The sequence below is a fragment of the Streptomyces sp. NPDC043854 genome, from assembly GCF_056436005.1.
The window spans coordinates 155,602-169,678 of the sequence record NZ_JBWKDK010000003.1 but is presented as its reverse complement, the minus strand read 5'-3'; the positions used below and the strand labels follow the sequence as shown (position 1 = coordinate 169,678).

The window sequence follows — 14,077 nt, the reverse complement described above, 5'->3', positions numbered from 1 at the left end:
GGCATGCTCGCCATCCCCTACCTCGACCGCAACAACGCTCCGCTGACCATCCGGTTCCGCTGCCTGCAAGAACACGACCACCGCGGCTTCGGGCACGGCAAGTACAACACCACCAAAGACGACCCGCCCCGCATGTATGGCGTCGGCTCCGTCCATAAGGCCGACAGCGTGATCGAGGTGACCGAGGGCGAACTCGACCGGATCATCCTCGAAAAGCTCGGACTCCACGCAGTCGCAATCCCCGGCGCCTCCATCTGGCAGGGACGGCACCGCCAGATGCTCGCGGGCTTCAACAAGGTCCGCGTCTGGGGCGATCCCGACGATGCCGGCGCCGAGTTCACCGCCCGCATCTGCCGGGCCCTGCGCTCCGCAAAGGGGATGCGGCTGCGGACCGGGGACGTGACCGAGACCTACGTGCAGGAGGGCGCCGAAGCCCTGCTCGATCTGATCAAGGAAGACGAACAGTGACCCAGACCGTCGTGAAGAAGGCCCCCGGCCGCAAGGCCGACCCGCTGACCACCATCCTGGCGGAAGTCCGCTCGGGGGCGCGTGCGACGCCGGACCTGCCCGCCCACCTCGTGGGCGGCAAGTACCCGGACAGCGCAGTGAACATCTACCACCAGCGCGGCGCCGACTGGCAGGAGATCAACCGGGCCCGAAAGAGTCAGGGGCGGCTCGGCGTCGATGGCCTGGCCGTGCAGGTCGCCTTCGCCGCATTCGGCGGACGCACCCCAGCCGAGATCCGCGAGGGCCTGGTCCAGCTCGCCTCGCTCGCCGTGGCCGCCATCGAGCAGATCGACCGGGAGGAGCGGTGAACGAGCCGCTGCCGGGCAGCCCCGGCCCGACCCTGACCCGCCTGTACGAGGAGCTGGAGCCCGACGTGCGCGAGACCGTCCTCGTCCGGCTGCTGGACGGCTCATCGGCCGAGCGCCTAGCACTGGTCCTGCGCCGGCACGGACACACCGTGAGCGCCTCCACCATCCGCACGTACCGCCGATCCCTTCGCGATGGAGTATAAAGTTTGAACCAGACGGAACTGCTGAACGACCTGCTTGCCACACCGGCCGCACCGGCCATCGCTGCACGGCAGACCGACCCAGACAGGGATTTCACCCGTCAGATCGAGGTCACTGGCGACGCGGCCGAGGTGACCGTCCGGGGCCCCGAGGGCATCGACCCCGAGTCAACGGCGGCCGACGTGCTCCGCGCACACCAGCTCGACCCTGCCGAGTGGGAGGTCACAGGCTTCCGCTCCTCGGAGTGGACCATGGCCAACGGTGAGCCGGGGGTCTCCGCCCGGTTCTCATTCGGTCGCCGCAAGGTGTCGGCGGCTGCCGAGCGGCCGAGTATCGACGAGCTGCTGAAGGTGTTCGACGAGGCGCCGGGCTGGATGCCCCTCCATGTGGAGGGGGAGCACACTCTGATCGTCGCGCTGGGCGACATGCAGTTCGGCAAGATCGACGGCGACGGATACGAGGGCACGCTCCTGCGGGCGATGCACTGCATCGACAAGGCCGCGGATCTCCTCGACGTGTACCGCACCCGCTTCAAGATCGAGCACGTCCACCTCGCGTGGCTCGGCGATCACGTCGAAGGCTTCCAGAGCCAGGGCGGCGCGAACGCGTGGCGCACCGGTCTGACCCTCACCGAGCAGATCCGTCTCACCCGGCGCCTCATGGCCCACGCGATCATCAAGTTCGCTCCCGAAGTATCCCGCCTGACCGTCGTCGCCGTTCCCGGAAACCACGGCGAGGCCGTGAGGTTCGGCAAGGGCATTACCCGCTACGACGACAGCCACGACACCGACGCCCTGATCTCCGTCAGTGAAGCCCTTGCTCTCGCAGGCGAGGAGTTCGCGCACGTTGAGGTGTACGTCCCGGAGACGGACGAGCTGACAGTCGTCGTCGACTGCTCAGGCACGGTCGTCGCGCACGCGCACGGCCACCAATGGAAGGGCGGCAAGCATTTCGACTGGTGGCGGGGCCAGGCGTTCGACAAGACGAGCGCCATGCACACTGCCGATCTTCTGCTGGCCGGTCATCTGCACCACGAGTTCATCGACACGGACGGCCCGCGGACTTTCGCGCAGGTGCCGGCGATGGAGTCGGAGTCGACGTGGTGGCGGCACAGGAAGGGCACGCGGGGTGCTCCCGGCCTTCTTGTCCTGGTCACCAAGGACGGCGAAGTGCCGGTCAAGGAGGTCGTCAGGTGAGTACCCCACCGGCCGCCGACTGGCGAATCCTTGACCTGCCCGCGGTCGTGGCCCTTGCGGGCCGTGCCGCCCGCCGAATCGCGGACGGCTACGAGGACACCCTGACCATGGAGTACGAAGACGCCCGGCAGGAGGCACTGATCATCCTGGCGACGAAGCCCGCCATGGTGAACGAATGCCTTGCTGACCCCACGCTCGGCCTTGGGGTGCTCTATCACCGCCTGGTCCTAGACCTGGTTGACCGCGTGAAGACAGAGGCCAAGCGGCGCATCCGCCACACCTCCTTTGAGGCGGCCTGCGAGGCGGCCGAGAGGGGGCGCGTGTGAGCGGATACGAGCGGCGGCTCGTCGAGCACCTGCTTCCCGCCGTATGGGACGTGGAAGCCGCGTACGGCATCCGCAACCCGCAGGCCCCCGACGCGGACATGCCGAAGGGCACGGTCGACAAGAAGGCCGCGGGGACGCTGTTCGCCCACCTCGCGGACATCCGGCGGGGCTGGAAGTCGGCCCCCCTCTCCCTGGCAGAGAGGCGCGCGCTGTTTATGCGCTTCGCCCTCGACTGGGACGACCAGCGGATCGCAGTCCGCGAGACAGTGACCGACCGAGCAGTCCGCTACCGCCTCGAGCGCGGTGTCGGCAAGCTCGCGGCCCACCTCAACGGCGGCGAGTACATCGACAGCTACGACGAAATGGACACCGCAGCGTGAGCGAACCCCTGCCCGAGGAGCCGCCGATCCAGGAGCCCCAGCCTTCCGTGGACCCGCCCGCCGGCATGAACCCGGAGGACCTCGAGTTTTGGGACGACGCGACCCTGACCTTCTACGAGCGTCGCGCAGACGGAACGGTCGTCGCCCGGCCCTACTCGGAGGCCGAAATCGCGCACCACGAAGAGGAGCTGACACTCGACAGCTTGCACGCCGAGGCCGGGTCTGCGATCGACTATCTCGACGAGCGAATCGACCTGAGCCTCGCCTACCTCGCCCTGCCCGCACCAACCGGCGAGGAGACGGCAGGACAGGTCCGGGTGCTGTCCGACCTCTCGTCCTACAGCGCCGGCACCCTCAAGCGGCTGATCAAGGTCTTGGCCGTCATGCTGAACAAGCCGATCTAACCCCGCGCGACATGCCGGTGCGAGTAACTACCGTGCCATGCAGCCCAGTTGGGCCCTCCAAAGAGGGCCCTTCTGGCGTTTCCGCAGGTAGACTGCTTGCATGACGTTCAAGATGACGTGGGCGCTGATCGCCGAGCACGCGAACGAGTGGACCGGCAGCGACTTCAGCGAGGCTGCGTCGGTGCTGGAGAAAGAGGTTGGCGCGGCCGTCTCGGCGAGCGGCATGAATGAGGGCACTCAGACGCACTTCCGCGAGACGTTCCTCGCCCCTGTCCGCGACGACATTCCAGGTGCCGGAAGGGAAGCAGTCGAGGCCGGACACGGCTGGGATAAGGCCGCAGGGCCTCTGCTCGTCGTCCTCGCGCCGACACTCTGACTGGAGAAGTCGCGAAGACCCCGCCACCCAGAGAACTGTGTCGAGGTCATCGCCACTCATGCGTCAGGCTGACACCCTCAGCCTCTTCACCATGATCGCGAAGACGGGCGAATCGTCGAAGGGCTGCTGCTCACCAGCCTTCTCGTACCCCCATGACTGGTAGAGCGCCTGCACCTTGGGGTGGGTCACGTCGACCAGGAGGGTCGCCACGTCCTCATCGCGACTGTCGACGAGGGCCGCATGGAGCTGAGTGGACACGCCGGTCTTCCGCCACTCCTCCATGACCATGAGCTCAGACAGGGCAAACACCGTGGCTTCCGGCGCAACGGAGTCGGGACGGTCTGAGCTCTTCCACCAAGCGCCGGGCTTGAAGGCCGCACCGTACGCGAAGCCCGTGGGTGCCCCCTTGTCGAAGCCGACTACGCAGGCCCAGGTCTCATTGCCACTCCAGTGATCCACGAACCAGGCGAAGCGTTCCCGCTCGTGGAAGCGGTCCTCCTCACCGTCGTAGACGGCATCGTGCATGTCGAGAAGCATCTCCCGGATGTCGGCAGCGTCCTCGTGGGTATACGTCTTCAGATCCATGCCTGTGCCCTCTCTGCCCAGTCCAGAACGCTGGGCTCCCTTGTTCCCGACGACACCATGAGCTTGCGGACGTTCGCCAGGGTGTCAGTGGTCCGCTTCGAGCCGCGGACGCGCCCCAGGAGTTCCGCCGCTCGGTCGCCAGTTACGCAGGCCGATTCGAAGTCCCCCTGCCTGGCCTGTGCCAACGACAGATGCGCGATGTAGTACGTCCGGTTGCGCACGCGGTCGGGATGGATGGCAGCCAGCGCACGATGCAGGTGATACTCGGCGCGGTCCGGTTCGTTCAGACGTAGCCAGACGATCGAAGTCAGCCCGTCAAGCTCCGCCCCGTCGAAGAACTCGATCCAGGGCGGTCGCTGGATGGGGGCGTGCCGGCCGAATGACCGCTCGGCTGCCCCGAGGGCCTTCATTGCTGCCGAGCGATCGTTCCGGCCAGCGTAGGCGTGAGCGTTCCTCATGTGAGCGAGCGAGGCGTAGAGCGGGTCCTTCTTGGCGATCGACAGACTCTTCGCTGCGTCAGCCGCTGCGGACACTTCCGCGTGGTCCTTGCGCTGCCCGGCAACCATCGAGAGGTGGTTCCAGACGTGGTACTGCGTTTCGCTGTCTCCGGACAGACCGGCGAACGTGACGGCTGTGTCCAGGTGGCCTCTGGCACGGCTTCGGGCTTGAGCATCAATCGCGGCGAAGGCCGCGGAACACGTCACGTCGGAGGCGAGGCAGTACAGCTTGGTCCGCACCCTCGTTGAAGCAGCTCTGCCTCCGGCCAAGGCCGACTTGATCCGCATGGCAAGCTCCACCGCATCGTTTTCGACCTTCTGAGCGCCGCCGAATTCCTGGTCCTGAGCGATGATCTTGGCGTGCTCGGCCTCGAAGCGATGCACGTCGCTCTGACCCAGGCGTCGGGTGGCGCCGACCGTAGCTGCGACGGCTGTTCCGACGGCGAGGGTGAAGATGGAGCGGCGGTGCATGGGGTCCTCCGGAGGCGCCTGTACTGCTTTCTTGGACCGGGGGACGAAACCTAAGTCGGTCGCCGAACGGCCAAGGACCTTCTCGATGCTCAGCCGCTGCTTCGCGTGCGGCCACCGGGTCTGGCCAGCCAGCAAGCGCCGGACGTCGCGGTCCGTCATGTGTCCAGGCTGACCGGTCAGGGTCTCGATTTCGGCATTGACGCGTCTGGCTAACTCCGCCTGTCCCATCTGGCAGTCAGTCATCGCCGCAGCCAGTTCGCGGTTTTCTCCCACAGCCGCACGGTAGCGGGGCCACCCACGCGGGCGACACCCCGAAGGTAAAAATCACCGGGGTCACTCCGCGTGCGTCTTGGGAATTCACCTGTCCTCACTGGCCGCCCGGCGGTGAACTTTCCTAGTCGCAAGCCGCAGTAAAGGAGGCAGGCACCGCCCATGGCGCCTGGCTGCATGGAGGACAGCACCCGCCCACCCCCTCGGTGATGAGGTGCTCCACCGCTCCCGAAGGGAAGACCCCTTGACCATGATCGCGACCAGATCCAGCGCCGTTGACGTCCCCGGCTATAGCGAGACGTTGCCCTGCGAGGCCGAGTCTGTGAGTCGGTCCCGCCGTCTCATCCGGACCGCCCTGAACGCCTGGGGACTCGACAGCCTGATCGACAGCGGCGTTCTGGTCGTCTCCGAGCTGGTGGCCAACTCCGTACAGCACAGCGGATGCACGCTGGTGCGTGTAAGCGTTCAGCGGCGGGCCGAAGACCGGGTACGCGTCACGGTATCCGACAAGTGTCGTGACGTGCCGGTGGTCGGCGGTCCGGGGGCAGACGACGAGACGGGCCGCGGCCTGGTCATCGTGGAATACCTCGCTGACGTCTGGACCGTTGACCGTCGACGCTGGGGCAAGGTCGTATGGGCAGAGCTAACCGTCGAGGCGAGCGCCTGATGGGCAGGCACGCGAAGCCCCGGAGGTTCGCACTCATCCGCGATGTCCTTCCGTCCGGCGGCCCGAACGATCTGCGGGTAGCCGGGGAAGCCTGGGGGCACGAGTTACCGGAGCAGGGCCACCTCGTCGAGTACGCCTTGGAGGCAACGGACACCGCAACGCTGCGGCGTTTCCTGGAGGCGATGCGCCGCCAGCTCGTGTCGGAGCAGGCCGGCACACCGGTTCGGATCACACCCGAGACGATCCGGCAGACGGCGGAGTACGTGTTCAGTGGGCACCTCGACGAGGTCGACGATGCCGAGCTGATTGCCACGGTGCTCACCTTGCGGGGCTACCTCGCTGCCTTGGTGGACGAGGCGGAAGGGCTGCTGGATGGCGGTCGCGTGGTGGTCCGCGAGCTGATCGGCCGCGCGAGAGCAGTCGTCGATGAAGACGGCTGCCCGAACTTGCTCATCGCCCAGCACGCCGCGGCTACTGCCCGGGACCTCCTCTCGCTGCTCGAACGGGAAGGCTGGCATGGGGCTGACGCCAGGGAGGCCGTCAGTGCGTAGTCAACCGATCGCCCGACTACGGCTGCACTCGCGGCGCCGCAAGCAGCCGATCTCGAACTACGAGCGGAATTTACAGCGCATCGTCAATCCGCCCCGTCCCTCGCTTCTCAGCAGGATCAGCCGGATCGCTTGGGTAGTCGAGGAGTTCTGGTGCCGCCACGTCGCGCAGCGTGAGCTTTACCGGCGGCTCGACGAGCTGCGGGTCGTTGTGCAGGCCACCCTCCCGCCGGATCGGCGGGCGCTCGAGGAGGCGCGTCGCGGCCTCCAACGCATCAGGGACGCTGTCGCCGCCGAACAGGAGAAGCCGGACTGATGCCCTTCACGCTTCCGCCATCGGCGGGGTGCCGGCAATCAAGCGACCGGCCGAGACCCCAATTGATGGCGGACGCCCGCGCCGCGCGACAGACGGACGGGCGCCCCGAATCCAACCGGGTCGGGACCTATCAGAGAAAGGGGGTCGCACGATGCCCGCGACCATCCAGACGACCGAGACGGACGCTCCCAGGGCCGTCGAGAGCGACACCGATATCGCCGAGCAGCCGGACGAGAACGGCTCCACGGGCATCGAGAGCGAGACCGCCGAACCGCTCGGCGCGTACGCCGTGCTCATCGCGTAGCACGGCTCCGCCCACATGCTCCGCCCGGAACAACCCTGGACAGGTCGAGCCGGGCGGCCCGGCGCGGTCGGCTTCCCCCGAGGTCGACCGCGCCATCCAACAGCCCATCCACTCAGAGGAGCCTTCATGGCGATCGCATTGCAGCCCACCACCGGCCGTCCGTGGGGAATCGGCCGGCTGGCGCCCTACCCGACCACCACCCACCGCCCGCACACCACGATCACCATCGACCCCGACACCCAGCTCGGCGTGTTCCGCGACCGCTCCGGCCACGTGATCGAGATGGGCAAGCACGGCACCAGCTCCGGGACCGAAACGTCCACGACGACGAACTCGGACTCCAAGAACGACCAGGGCCACGACCAGGACAGCAACCAGGACTGATGACAGCGACCGAGAAGAGGCCAGTCCTGGTGGCCACCGAGGCGGACGACATTACCGCCGACATGGTGATCGCCGAACTCAACCGGCGCGATGCACCGGTTGTCAGGTTCAATCCCGCTGACATCGGCACGGACCTCACGGTCTCAGCTCGGTTCGGCACCTGCCCGGCCCCTGTGGCTGGGCAGGTGCGTACCCCGTCGAGGACCGCCGACCTGACCAGCGTCCGATCCGTGTACTGGCGCCGCCCAGAGTGGCCCACGTTTTCGCACCTGCCGCCGGACGACTCCCGGTTTGCGGCAGCGCAAGTCCGCTACGGGCTCGGAGGCACTCTCTACGCCCTCGACGGGCCGCTCTGGGTCAACCACCCGTTGCGTGTCGCCGCGGCCGACTACAAGCCCGCTCAGCTCGCCCTCGCCCAGCAGCTCGGCTTCACCATCCCGCCTACCCTCGTCACCAACGACCCGGACGAGGCACGCGAATTCGTCCGCGCCCAAGGGGACGCGATCTTCAAGACGCTTCGGTGGACCCCGTACACGCGCAACGGCGTGCCGGTGACTGGATGGGCCGATCCCGTCACCGCCGACGAGATCGACGACAGCATCCGCGTCGCCCCCCATCTGTTCCAGGCCCGGGTGGACAAGGTCGCCGACCTCCGCGTCCTGATCGTGGGTCGGCACACGTTCGCCTTGCGCATCGAGTCAGGGCTGTTGGACTGGCGCAAGGACTACAGCGTCCTGACCTACACCGTCGAGCACCTCCCCGCCCGCGTGGAGAAGGCGCTGCGCGCCTACCTGGACCGCTTGGAGCTGGTATCAGGGAGCTTCGACCTCGCGGTGGACCGGGCAGGGGACTACTGGTGGCTTGAGCTGAACCCCAACGGTCAATGGGGCTGGCTGGAGACGGAGACCGGCCTCCCCATGTCCGCGGCCTTCGCCGACCTACTCATGCAAGGAGACAGCCAGTGACCGACTCCGCGTCCGAGCGGCGGCGCATGGCCGCCATGCTCGCAAGCAAAGGCGTCCTGACATCCCCATGGCTACGCAGAGCTGTCGAAGCCGTGCCGCGCGAGCAGTTCCTCTATCCCGGCGTCTTCCTCGACGAGGGGCGGGCCTGGCGGCCCGTCACCGCGCTCGGCACCGACTCCGACGAGTGGCTGAAGATCGTATACAGCGTCGAGACTCTCACTACCCAACTCGACGGCCACCTCACCGCCGACCAGGCCAGCGAGCCTGTCACGGGCGTGCCAACGTCTTCGTCGACCGACCCGACCACCGTCGTCGGCATGATTGAGGCCCTGGACCTGAACGCGGACCACCAGGTCATGGAGGTCGGCACCGGCACCGGTTACTCCACAGCGCTGATGTGCCACTACCTCGGTGAGGACAACGTCACCACGATCGAGGTCGACCCGCAGGTCGCAGCACGCGCCGACACCGCCCTGGAATCCGTCGGCTACTCGACGTGGACCGTGACCGGCGACGGGCTTCTCGGCCAGCCGCGCCGGGCGCCGTACGATCGGGTCATCGCCACCTGTGCGGTCCGCCGCATCCCATACACCTGGGTCAGGCAGACGAAGCCAGGCGGCATCGTCCTCAGCACTGTGGGCTCATGGCCTTGGGGGACCGGTCTCGCCAAGGTGACGGTCGGCGACGACGGCACCGCCGAGGGGACGATTGTCGGACGGTCCTCATTCATGCAGGCCCGCGCCCAGGCTGTGACCCCCGTGGCCGGTGATCTGTCGGCCCGCACCGCCTATGCCGACAGCGAGCGAACGGCCAAGGTGGCACCGCTCATGCTGGAGGAGTGGGTGCCCGCATTTCTTGCACAGCTCTCCGCCCCCGGCGCACACTTCGTCCGCGCGGCCACGAGCGACGGCGCGCGACTCCTGTACCTCTTCGATCCTGAGCGCGAGTCCTTCGCCGAATTCAGGGCGGACGGCGATGGTTGGATCGTCCGCCAGGGTGGCCCCGTGGCCCTGTGGGACAACATCGAGCGGACCCTCGGCGCGTGGCAGAGCGCCGGCAGTCCCGACATCACCTCTGTGCGGCTCCGGATCACGGACAGGTCCCACACGTACTGGATCGGCGATCAACCCGAGCTGCGCTGGGAGCACCGTCTCGACGCCGCCTACTGATCTATACAGCGACGCTAGGGTTGGCGCATGGACGAGGAACCTCTCTCGGAGTGGGCGGAGCGCCGGAACGCAAAGGTCGGGCGACTGCGAGCCATCCCGATTGTCTCGGGCGACAGCCCCAAAGGTTCCCACGTGCAGCCTGATGCGCCGCGCGCCATTGAACGGTGGAACGGGCACGACTGGGAGCCCTACGCGTTCGCCGCCAGCCTCGCGGAGGCCAAACGCACCCTGTTCCCCGAGGCCAACATCCCTGCTGCCCCGTCGACCAACCCCGCGAGCCAGCCACTCGCCCCAGGCAAGGGCAGACACCGAAAGCCGTAGGCACCAGAGCCCCGGCTCGTTCACCTCGCGTGAGGGACGAGCCGGGGCTCTGGCGTGTGGAGCAGGACCCCAAGTTCATCCAGCACCGATCCAGCACGGTGCAGGTGATGAGGGGTGATGACGGGTGACGAGGTGTCAGATTATCCAGCACCCATCCAGCACGGTGAAAAGCTAGGGGCCCACCCCCGGAGAGGCGGGCCCCTTCTGACCTGCGCATTTGCTAGATCAGCGATGTGGTGCTATGTAACCCACTACACGTTGAAGCGGAATTCGACCACGTCGCCGTCCTGCATGACGTAGTCCTTGCCCTCCATGCGGGCCTTGCCGGCGGCGCGGGCCTCGGCGACCGAGCCGCACTCGATCAGGTCGGCGAAGTGGATCACCTCGGCCTTGATGAAGCCCTTCTGGAAGTCGGTGTGGATGACTCCCGCCGCCTCGGGGGCCGTGGCGCCCTTCTTGATGGTCCAGGCGCGGGATTCCTTCGGGCCGGCCGTGAGGTAGGTCTGGAGGCCCAGGGTGTCGAAGCCGACGCGGGCCAGGGTGGCCAGGCCGGGCTCCTCGGCGCCGACGGACTGGAGGAGCTCCATGGCGTCCTCGTCGTCGAGCTCGGCGAGGTCCGCCTCCAGCTTGGCGTTCAGGAAGATCGCCTCGGCCGGGGCCACCAGGGCGCGCTGCTCGGCCTTGAAGGCGTCGTCCATCAGCTCGTCCTCGTCGACGTTGAAGACGTAGAGGAAGGGCTTCGTGGTCAGGAGGTGCAGGTCGTGCAGGAGCTCGGCCTTCTCGGAGCCCTGGACGATGCCCTGGGAGAAGAGGGTGTCGCCCTTCTCCAGGATCTCCTTGGCCGCCTCGACGGCCGCGACCTTCGGGGCCACGTCCTTCTTGATGCGGGCTTCCTTGGCCAGGCGCGGCAGGACCTTCTCGATGGTCTGCAGGTCGGCGAGGATCAGCTCGGTGTTGATCGTCTCGATGTCGTCCTTGGGCGAGACCTTGCCGTCGACGTGGACGACGTTCTCGTCCTTGAAGGCACGGATGACCTGGCAGATCGCGTCCGACTCGCGGATGTTCGCGAGGAACTTGTTGCCCAGGCCCTCGCCCTCGCTCGCGCCGCGCACGATGCCGGCGATGTCGACGAAGTCGACCGTGGCGGGCAGGAGCCGCTGCGAGCCGAAGACCTCGGCGAGCTTGGCCAGGCGCTCGTCCGGGACACCGACGACGCCCACGTTGGGCTCGATGGTGGCGAACGGGTAGTTGGCCGCCAGTACGTCGTTCTTGGTCAGGGCGTTGAACAGGGTCGACTTGCCGACATTCGGCAGGCCGACGATTCCGATCGTGAGCGACACGTTGGCGACTTCCCGTAGCTGGAGGGGCGGCGGCCCGGGAGCGGGCCACCGGACAGTTTACTTTCCGATGAGCGGGTCGCGTTGTACGCGTGTCCCCACGGGGATAGCGCACCCCGCCCGCCTAGTTTTGGGGGGTGGAGCACTACAGGACGCGTTCGGTCTCTCACCACCCGCAGCGGCAGCAGCCCCGGCGCCCCGGCGGTGTGCCCGCCCAGGGCGGCGGGCGGCCCCGGCCGGCTGCCGTGCGCCGGCTGCCGCGGCCGCTGCTGACGGGGCTCGGCGGCGGGCTGTTCGCGTGCGTGGGAATGATGCTCGTCGCCGGGCTGGTCTGGCTGCTGTTCGACGGCTCGCTGTTCGTGTACGGGCTGCTGTTCGTGCCCGTCGCGGCCGCGACCGCGCTGTGGGTGCGGCCCGCCGACCTGGTCACCGCGCCGATCGCCGTGCCGATCGCCTTCGCCGTCGGGGTGTGGCCGATCTCCGGCGACTCGGGCGGCCTCGGCGCGCAGGTCATGGGCGTGGTGTCGGCCCTGTCGCTGCACGCCGGATGGCTGTACGGGGGGACGCTGGTGGCCGCGCTGGTCGCCGTCGTGCGCAAGGCCGTGCTGATCGGGCGGCGGCGCCTCCCCCGCCGGGCTTCGCCCTCCTGAGCGACGCTCAGCCCTTTCGGTCCTCCTGCCCGGCCGCCGCCATCGCCGCGCCCACGATGCCGGCGTTGTTCTGGAGCTCCGCCGGGACGATCTCCGCCCGGATCCCGTCGATCAGCGGCAGGAACTTCTCCGGTTTGCGGCTGACGCCGCCGCCCAGGATGAACAGGTCCGGTGAGAGCAGCATCTCCACGTGCGCCAGGTACTTCTGGAGTCGGCGCGCCCAGCGCTCCCAGCTGAGGTCCTCCTCCTCCTTGGCCCGTACCGACGCCCGCTTCTCCGCGTCGTGGCCCTTGAACTCCAGGTGGCCGAGCTCCGAGTTCGGGACCAGCCGCCCGTCCGTGAACACGGCGCTGCCGATGCCGGTGCCCAGGGTCAGCAGGATGACGGTGCCGCCGCGGCCGCGGCCGGCCCCGTAGGTCATCTCGGCGATACCGGCGGCGTCGGCGTCGTTGAGGACGGTGACCGGGCGGCCGTCCAGCCGCCGCGCGAGCAGGGCGGCGGTGTCGACGCCGATCCACGACGGGTCCATGTTGGCCGCCGTTCGGGTGACGCCGCCGGTGACGACGCCCGGGAACGTCACCCCGACGGGGCCGTCCCAGTCGAAGTGGCGGACCACCTCGACGACACAGCCGGCCACCCCGTCGGGGGTGGCCGGCTGCGGTGTCAGTACCTTGTGGCGCTCCTGGGCCAGGCCGCCGCGGTCCAGGTCCACGGGCGCGCCCTTGATCCCGGTACCGCCGATGTCCACGCCGAAGATGTGCATGGACTCAACCGTACGGAAAGGGCTACTCGTCGGCGACCAGTGCGGCGGCTTCCGATCGGAGGTCGCGGCGCAGTTCCTTCGGCAGGGAGAAGGTGATGGACTCCTCGGCCGTCTTGACGATCTCCACGTCCGCGAAGCCGCGCTCGGCCAGCCACTCGAGGACCTGCTCGACCAGCACCTCCGGCACCGAGGCGCCCGAGGTCAGGCCGACGGTGGTGACGCCGTCCAGCCAGGCCTCGTCAATCTCGCTCGCGAAGTCGACCAGGTGTGCGGCGCGCGCGCCCGCGTCGAGCGCGACCTCGACCAGGCGGATCGAGTTCGAGGAGTTCTTGGAGCCGACGACGATGACCAGGTCGGAGTCGCCGCCCATGGCCTTGACCGCGGCCTGCCGGTTGGAGGTGGCGTAGCAGATGTCGTCGCTGGGCGGGGAGACGAGCAGCGGGAACTTCGTCTTGAGCGCGTCGACGGTCTCCATGGTCTCGTCGACCGACAGGGTGGTCTGCGAGAGCCAGACGACCTTGGACTCGTCGCGGACGGTGACCTTGTCGACGTCGTCCGGGCCGTCGACGATCGTGATGTGGTCCGGGGCCTCGCCGGAGGTGCCGATGACCTCCTCGTGGCCCTCGTGGCCGATCAGGAGGATGTCGAAGTCCTCCTTCGCGTACCGGATGGCCTCCTTGTGGACCTTGGTGACCAGCGGGCAGGTCGCGTCGATCGTCGCGAGCCGGCCGCGCGCCGCCTCCTCGTGCACGACCGGGGCGACGCCGTGGGCGGAGAACATGACGATGCTGCCCGGGGGGACCTCCTCCGTCTTCTCGACGAAGATGGCGCCCTTCTTCTGCAGCGTCTGGACGACGTACTTGTTGTGCACGATCTCGTGCCGGACGTAGACCGGCGCACCGTACTGCTCGAGGGCCTTCTCGACAGCGATCACGGCTCGGTCGACGCCCGCGCAGTAGCCGCGGGGGGCGGCGAGCAGGACGCGGCGGGAAGCGGGAGCAGGGGCGGCGGCAGCACTCATGCGGTCCATCGTACGGGGGTCCCGGTCAGGCCGTACGCCGCCCGTTCGGCCGGGCCTGCGCGGCCGTGTCATACGTCCGTTCCGGGTGCCCCCTGCAGGAATGACGGCGTC

The 14,077-nt window shown here is 68.1% G+C and carries 22 protein-coding genes; 17 read left to right on the top strand and 5 right to left on the bottom strand.

Annotation, left to right across the window (positions count from 1 at the left end; translation table 11 throughout):
- Window positions 1-3 precede the first annotated feature (3 nt).
- The 8 genes from AC068A_RS04350 (at window position 4) to AC068A_RS04315 (ending at window position 3,698) form a co-directional block, all read left to right on the top strand.
- Window positions 4-468 (top strand): toprim domain-containing protein, encoded by a 465-nt coding sequence (locus AC068A_RS04350; RefSeq protein ID WP_478580510.1) that lies wholly within the window; start codon window positions 4-6, stop codon window positions 466-468.
- Complete coding sequence (locus AC068A_RS04345; RefSeq protein ID WP_478580508.1) at window positions 465-815, top strand: hypothetical protein; 351 nt, start codon at window positions 465-467, stop codon at window positions 813-815. Before AC068A_RS04350 ends, AC068A_RS04345 begins: the two co-directional genes overlap by 4 nt.
- On the top strand, window positions 812-1,018 hold the full coding sequence (locus AC068A_RS04340) for a hypothetical protein (protein WP_478580506.1): 207 nt from the start codon (window positions 812-814) through the stop codon (window positions 1,016-1,018). Before AC068A_RS04345 ends, AC068A_RS04340 begins: the two co-directional genes overlap by 4 nt.
- Before the next feature lie 3 nt (window positions 1,019-1,021).
- Entirely contained in the window at window positions 1,022-2,212 is a 1,191-nt protein-coding gene (locus AC068A_RS04335; protein WP_478580503.1) for a hypothetical protein, read from the top strand.
- Window positions 2,209-2,538 carry a hypothetical protein gene (locus tag AC068A_RS04330; RefSeq protein WP_478580500.1) on the top strand — a complete coding sequence of 110 codons (330 nt, stop codon included), beginning with the start codon at window positions 2,209-2,211 and terminating at the stop codon, window positions 2,536-2,538. The genes AC068A_RS04335 and AC068A_RS04330 overlap by 4 nt, the downstream gene beginning before the upstream one ends.
- Window positions 2,535-2,918, top strand: a complete 384-nt coding sequence (locus tag AC068A_RS04325) for a hypothetical protein (RefSeq protein WP_478580497.1) — start codon at window positions 2,535-2,537, stop codon at window positions 2,916-2,918. The genes AC068A_RS04330 and AC068A_RS04325 overlap by 4 nt, the downstream gene beginning before the upstream one ends.
- Window positions 2,915-3,322: a hypothetical protein gene (locus AC068A_RS04320; protein ID WP_478580494.1), complete on the top strand. Its 408-nt coding sequence runs from the start codon at window positions 2,915-2,917 to the stop codon at window positions 3,320-3,322. Before AC068A_RS04325 ends, AC068A_RS04320 begins: the two co-directional genes overlap by 4 nt.
- Before the next feature lie 100 nt (window positions 3,323-3,422).
- Window positions 3,423-3,698, top strand: a complete 276-nt coding sequence (locus AC068A_RS04315; protein ID WP_478580491.1) for a hypothetical protein — start codon at window positions 3,423-3,425, stop codon at window positions 3,696-3,698.
- 63 nt (window positions 3,699-3,761) lie between these two features.
- Here the strand turns inward: AC068A_RS04315 and AC068A_RS04310 are convergent, their stop codons facing one another.
- Window positions 3,762-4,283: a GNAT family N-acetyltransferase gene (locus AC068A_RS04310; protein WP_478580488.1), complete on the bottom strand. Its 522-nt coding sequence runs from the start codon at window positions 4,281-4,283 to the stop codon at window positions 3,762-3,764.
- The gene (locus tag AC068A_RS04305; protein WP_478580485.1) at window positions 4,274-5,524 is read right to left on the bottom strand and encodes an XRE family transcriptional regulator; all 1,251 of its coding nucleotides are present in this window, start codon (window positions 5,522-5,524) and stop codon (window positions 4,274-4,276) included. Before AC068A_RS04305 ends, AC068A_RS04310 begins: the two co-directional genes overlap by 10 nt.
- A gap of 247 nt (window positions 5,525-5,771) precedes the next feature.
- Here AC068A_RS04305 and AC068A_RS04300 point away from each other — a divergent pair, with 247 nt between their 5' ends.
- The 8 genes from AC068A_RS04300 to AC068A_RS04265 all read left to right on the top strand — a co-directional run bounded on the left by AC068A_RS04300 (window position 5,772) and on the right by AC068A_RS04265 (window position 10,195).
- Window positions 5,772-6,188 carry an ATP-binding protein gene (locus AC068A_RS04300; protein ID WP_478580864.1) on the top strand — a complete coding sequence of 139 codons (417 nt, stop codon included), beginning with the start codon at window positions 5,772-5,774 and terminating at the stop codon, window positions 6,186-6,188.
- Window positions 6,188-6,739, top strand: coding sequence for a DUF6415 family natural product biosynthesis protein (locus tag AC068A_RS04295; protein ID WP_478580482.1), 552 nt, complete (start codon window positions 6,188-6,190; stop codon window positions 6,737-6,739). The genes AC068A_RS04300 and AC068A_RS04295 overlap by 1 nt, the downstream gene beginning before the upstream one ends.
- Complete coding sequence (locus AC068A_RS04290) at window positions 6,732-7,052, top strand: hypothetical protein (RefSeq protein ID WP_478580480.1); 321 nt, start codon at window positions 6,732-6,734, stop codon at window positions 7,050-7,052. The genes AC068A_RS04295 and AC068A_RS04290 overlap by 8 nt, the downstream gene beginning before the upstream one ends.
- Before the next feature lie 151 nt (window positions 7,053-7,203).
- Window positions 7,204-7,356, top strand: a complete 153-nt coding sequence (locus tag AC068A_RS04285; RefSeq protein ID WP_478580478.1) for a hypothetical protein — start codon at window positions 7,204-7,206, stop codon at window positions 7,354-7,356.
- A 126-nt stretch (window positions 7,357-7,482) separates the two neighbouring features.
- Window positions 7,483-7,740, top strand: coding sequence for a putative ATP-grasp-modified RiPP (tgmA, locus tag AC068A_RS04280; protein ID WP_478580475.1), 258 nt, complete (start codon window positions 7,483-7,485; stop codon window positions 7,738-7,740).
- A complete protein-coding gene (gene tgmB / locus AC068A_RS04275; protein ID WP_478580474.1) occupies window positions 7,740-8,705 on the top strand; it encodes an ATP-grasp ribosomal peptide maturase in 966 nt (321 codons plus the stop codon). Before tgmA ends, tgmB begins: the two co-directional genes overlap by 1 nt.
- On the top strand, window positions 8,702-9,874 hold the full coding sequence (gene tgmC / locus AC068A_RS04270; RefSeq protein ID WP_478580471.1) for an ATP-grasp peptide maturase system methyltransferase: 1,173 nt from the start codon (window positions 8,702-8,704) through the stop codon (window positions 9,872-9,874). Before tgmB ends, tgmC begins: the two co-directional genes overlap by 4 nt.
- A 27-nt stretch (window positions 9,875-9,901) precedes the next feature.
- Window positions 9,902-10,195, top strand: a complete 294-nt coding sequence (locus AC068A_RS04265) for a DUF6087 family protein (protein WP_478580468.1) — start codon at window positions 9,902-9,904, stop codon at window positions 10,193-10,195.
- A 251-nt stretch (window positions 10,196-10,446) separates the two neighbouring features.
- On the opposite strand, the gene ychF is transcribed toward AC068A_RS04265, so the two are convergent.
- Window positions 10,447-11,535, bottom strand: a complete 1,089-nt coding sequence (gene ychF / locus AC068A_RS04260) for a redox-regulated ATPase YchF (protein WP_478580465.1) — start codon at window positions 11,533-11,535, stop codon at window positions 10,447-10,449.
- Window positions 11,536-11,669: 134 nt separating this feature from the next.
- Between ychF and AC068A_RS04255 the strand changes: the two genes are divergently transcribed.
- Complete coding sequence (locus tag AC068A_RS04255) at window positions 11,670-12,182, top strand: DUF6542 domain-containing protein (protein WP_478580462.1); 513 nt, start codon at window positions 11,670-11,672, stop codon at window positions 12,180-12,182.
- Between the two features lie 7 nt (window positions 12,183-12,189).
- Here AC068A_RS04255 and ppgK read toward each other — a convergent pair whose 3' ends face one another.
- Both ppgK and AC068A_RS04245 read right to left on the bottom strand, forming a co-directional pair.
- On the bottom strand, window positions 12,190-12,945 hold the full coding sequence (gene ppgK / locus AC068A_RS04250) for a polyphosphate--glucose phosphotransferase (RefSeq protein ID WP_478580459.1): 756 nt from the start codon (window positions 12,943-12,945) through the stop codon (window positions 12,190-12,192).
- Window positions 12,946-12,967: 22 nt separating this feature from the next.
- Window positions 12,968-13,975 (bottom strand): 4-hydroxy-3-methylbut-2-enyl diphosphate reductase, encoded by a 1,008-nt coding sequence (locus AC068A_RS04245; RefSeq protein ID WP_478580457.1) that lies wholly within the window; start codon window positions 13,973-13,975, stop codon window positions 12,968-12,970.
- Between the last annotated feature and the right edge of the window lie 102 nt (window positions 13,976-14,077).